The 3,422-nt window shown below is 74.5% G+C and carries 3 protein-coding genes and 1 pseudogene; 2 read left to right on the top strand and 2 right to left on the bottom strand.

Going from position 1 to position 3,422, the window contains the following annotated elements:
* Positions 1-497: 497 nt before the first annotated feature.
* Positions 498-785 carry a Sec-independent protein translocase subunit TatA gene (gene tatA / locus ND748_RS28400; protein ID WP_251749261.1) on the bottom strand — a complete coding sequence of 96 codons (288 nt, stop codon included), beginning with the start codon at positions 783-785 and terminating at the stop codon, positions 498-500.
* A 288-nt stretch (positions 786-1,073) separates the two neighbouring features.
* Between tatA and ND748_RS28395 the strand changes: the two genes are divergently transcribed.
* Complete coding sequence (locus tag ND748_RS28395) at positions 1,074-1,355, top strand: GlsB/YeaQ/YmgE family stress response membrane protein (RefSeq protein ID WP_251749260.1); 282 nt, start codon at positions 1,074-1,076, stop codon at positions 1,353-1,355.
* 243 nt (positions 1,356-1,598) lie between these two features.
* Here the strand turns inward: ND748_RS28395 and ND748_RS28390 are convergent, their stop codons facing one another.
* Positions 1,599-2,480, bottom strand: a complete 882-nt coding sequence (locus tag ND748_RS28390) for a TIGR03620 family F420-dependent LLM class oxidoreductase (RefSeq protein ID WP_251749259.1) — start codon at positions 2,478-2,480, stop codon at positions 1,599-1,601.
* Positions 2,481-3,207: 727 nt separating this feature from the next.
* Here ND748_RS28390 and ND748_RS28385 point away from each other — a divergent pair.
* Positions 3,208-3,422, top strand: a pseudogene (locus ND748_RS28385) (CrcB family protein); the annotation flags it as partial.

The raw sequence follows: 3,422 nt of genomic DNA, 5'->3' as shown, positions 1-3,422 counted from the left end.
CGGCCGCCGGCCGCCGGCCGCCGCGAGAATCGGCCGTCGACCGGTGCCGGCCGCCGATTCCCGCGGCCTATGACGGTGCATATGCGCCGCGTTTCCGGTGAAGGTGTGAGCGCGCGCCGCGGGCGGACAATCCGGCCGCATATCCGGGGCGTCCGCCCGCCGGCGGGGCGTGGCCGGTGCGCCAGGCCGTTCGACCTTGCCACCCCGGACCGGGAGCCACATCCGGTCACCCCCCGGGGCGCGGACGTCCCCGCCGGGGACCGACGCGTCGCTGCGAACCCGGGCGCAGCCGGTTGCGGTGCGTCGTGCACGGTGCGAGCGCCGGGATCGTGCCCCACGCACCGCACTGCTCCCCCGTGCACCGCGACCGGCCGTCACCGGCGGATGGTGGTGCACTCAACGGTGATTGTCGACGGCCCCGAGCAGAGAGAACGTGCTCGTCCAGGCCAGCAGCCGGCGCAGGCAGGCCGGGGCGCGTTGAAAGCCGGCGGCGGGGCTCAGCGTGACCCGGCGGGCCAGCCGTCCACCAGGCTGTCGACGGTCGACGCCGTCCCGGCGACCGTCACACCGGTGCCGGTGCCGGTGCCGGGGGCCACCGGGGACGCCGCCGCGGGGTCGACGGCCGGGGCCGGGTTGTCGTCGTCGTGCAGGCCCTTGATCTCGGACTTGAAGATCCGCAGCGAGCGGCCCAGGGAGCGGGCGGCGTCGGGGAGCTTCTTCGCCCCGAACAGCACCACGACGACGACGACGATGATGAGCAGCTCAGGCGTACCGATGTCACCCACGAAAACCATCCCTCTGGACGGGGTCGGACCCACCGCCGGCCTCGAGGGCATGCTACGGCCGGCCGCGCCGCCGCGGTGACGGACCGGGCATCCGGCCGCCCACCCCGGCCGTCCGCGCTGGCCAGCCGCCCGCGGGGTCACACCACCGCTGCCGCCGCGGGTGCCGTGTCGTCCGCCCGACGAGTGGGTGATGTTTGGCGGATCGTCGGCGGCGGGTACATCGGGGTCGATCTCATCGCCGATCATCGGCAACCCCGCCGCTGATCCTGGACCTGTCGGAGGCCCGCTGTGCTCTGGACCCTCATCACCTGGGTGGTACTCGGTCTCATCGCGGGGGCCGTGGCCCGCCTGCTCGTGCCCGGACCCGATCCGATGAGCATCCCCGCCACGATCCTGCTGGGCGTCGTCGGCTCGTTCGTCGGCGGTTTCCTCGGTTACGTCCTGTTCGACAGGGACTTCGGTGAAGGGGCGTTGCAGCCCTCGGGCGTCATCGGGTCCATCCTCGGCGCCATCGTCGTGCTGCTGGTCTGGCGGGCGGTGGGTGGACGCCGCCACGCGCTGCGCCGCTGACCCTCGCCGCTCCGGCCGACCCCCTGCGATCCGGCCGACCCGCCGCCGCGCACCAACCCGCCGTTCACGCTCTCGCCGTTCACGCTCTCGCCGTTCATCGACCCGCTGCACCTGGCCGCGGCATCAGGCCCGGCGCCCCACTCCCGGGGCGCCGGGCCTTGTCGGTGCCGGCCCGGCTCGTCCCGCTCGGGCCAGCTCCACCGGCCCGCGATCAGGCCGCGCGGACCAGGCTGACCGCGCGGATCAGAGTAGTTCGGCGGCCAGGGCGCGCCATTCCTCGACGGTGGGACGGCCCGTGCGGGCGGCCAGGTTGACGTCGGCGGAGATGACCTGCACGGCGACGTGGTCGGCGCCGGCGTCGAGATGGTCGCGCACCCGCTGCGCGGCCTGCGCGGGGGTGCCCCAGGCGTAGAGGGCGTCGACGAGCCGGTCGCTGCCCGACCCGGCGACGTCGTCGGCGTCGAAGCCCAGTGCCTGCAGGTTGGCGACGTAGTTGGGCATGGTGAGGTAGTAGCCCAGGTTCGATCGGGCCAGCTCGCGGGCGGCGCCGGGATCGGTGGCCAGCACGACCTTCTGGTCGGGAGCGAGCAGGACGCCGTCGCCGAGCGCCGCGCGGGCGGCGACGGTGTACTCGGGGGTGACCAGGTAGGGATGGGCGCCGCGGGCACGGCGCGCGGACAGCTCGAGCGCCCGGGGTCGCAGCGCGGCGAGAACCCGCGCCTGGGCCGGCACGGGATCGTCGGCACCGTCGAGCCCGTCGAGGAACTGCCCGAGGTGGGCCAGCGGCCGGGTGTACTCGCGGCCGAGGCCCTCGACGACCCGGGCGTGGCTGATGCCGAGGCCGAGCAGGAACCGGTCCGGGTAGGCGGTGTTGAGGCGATGGTAGGCGGCGGCGAGGGGGGCCGGCTCGGTCGTCCACACGTTGACGATTCCGGTGGCCACGGCCAGCCGGCTGCTGGCGGCGAGCACCTGCTCGGGCAGGGCCAGGTCCGCCGGTGCGGCGCCGATCCACAGCGCGCCGTAGCCGAGGGTGTCCAGCTCCGCCGCCGCTGCGGCGAGGGCGTCCGGTTCGGTCCAGGCGAACGACGGCGACCACACGCCCACCTGTCCCAACAACACCGCCATGACGGTCCTCCTCCATATCCGCGCCGTTGCCGGCGCCGGCCCCGGGCCCTTACTCGGCCCGGCAGCCCTCCCACGGTGTGTTCGATGATCACCGAACACTTTCGTCCAGTGTACGACCGCGATCAAACAGGATGGGCGAGCGGGGTGCCACCGCGACGTCGCTGGGGCGCGTATCTACTTGTGATCTGAGGTCGCGTGCCGAAGCACCGTGTTCGCGGTATCCGTCCTGACTGCGTCGGCACTTGCGGGAGGCTGTTGACGGTGGGAGCCGGGCGCACGGTCATCACCCTCCCGCATCTGCGGGCAGCGTCGGCCGGGATGTCCCCAGGTCGACGCCTCGGCGGGGTCCGGATCACGTGGCGCCCGCAGGCCGCCTGATCGCAACCACATCTGATCGCCACCACATCTATTCGCAACCACCCACGCGCCCTGGCCCGTCTTCCTCCCCACCTCACCTCCCCCGTCACCGTCCGCCTTCACCGTCCGCCGCGCCGGGCGGCTGGTGCAACGGTCGGCGGATGGCGGGTGGCACCGGATGGCCGGGCCGGCAGGCGACCCGGGCATCGCCCGGTAGTGTCGCTCCCGAACGGTGCCCGCCCTGCGGCGGCTGCCGGCGGCGGTGGGGCCCGCCGTATCCGAACCGCGGCAGTTGCGCCGCCAACGGTCCCTGCGTGTACACGGCGGCGCCCGGCCCCGTCGGTCGGGCGCCCACGCAGGGAGGAACCCCATGGCCGAGCGGCCCGCACCCCAGCGCGTGACCCGCGGGCGGCCCGTCGCCCCCACCGGTCCCGTCGCCCCCACCGAAGCAGGTCTCGGGACATCGGCGGAGCCCGGGGCTGCCACTGCCGCGGCCGATCCCGACGTGGACCTGCATCTGGCGGCGCAGCGCGCCGAACTACGCGCCCGGCCGGTGCCGCTGCTGGGCGCGATCGCCGCCGGTGG

Source organism: Frankia sp. AiPs1 (assembly GCF_023716945.1).
In the GTDB taxonomy this organism is placed as follows: Bacteria; Actinomycetota; Actinomycetes; order Frankiales; family Frankiaceae; genus Frankia.
The sequence above is the reverse complement of the archived record's forward strand: the minus strand, read 5'-3'. Positions and strand labels throughout refer to the sequence as shown.

What these genes read in the sequence shown, in the direction of transcription:
- ND748_RS28390 (WP_251749259.1), bottom strand. Translation starts at nt 2,480, where the DNA reads ATGGCGGTGTTGTTGGGACAGGTGGGCGTGTGGTCGCCGTCGTTCGCC.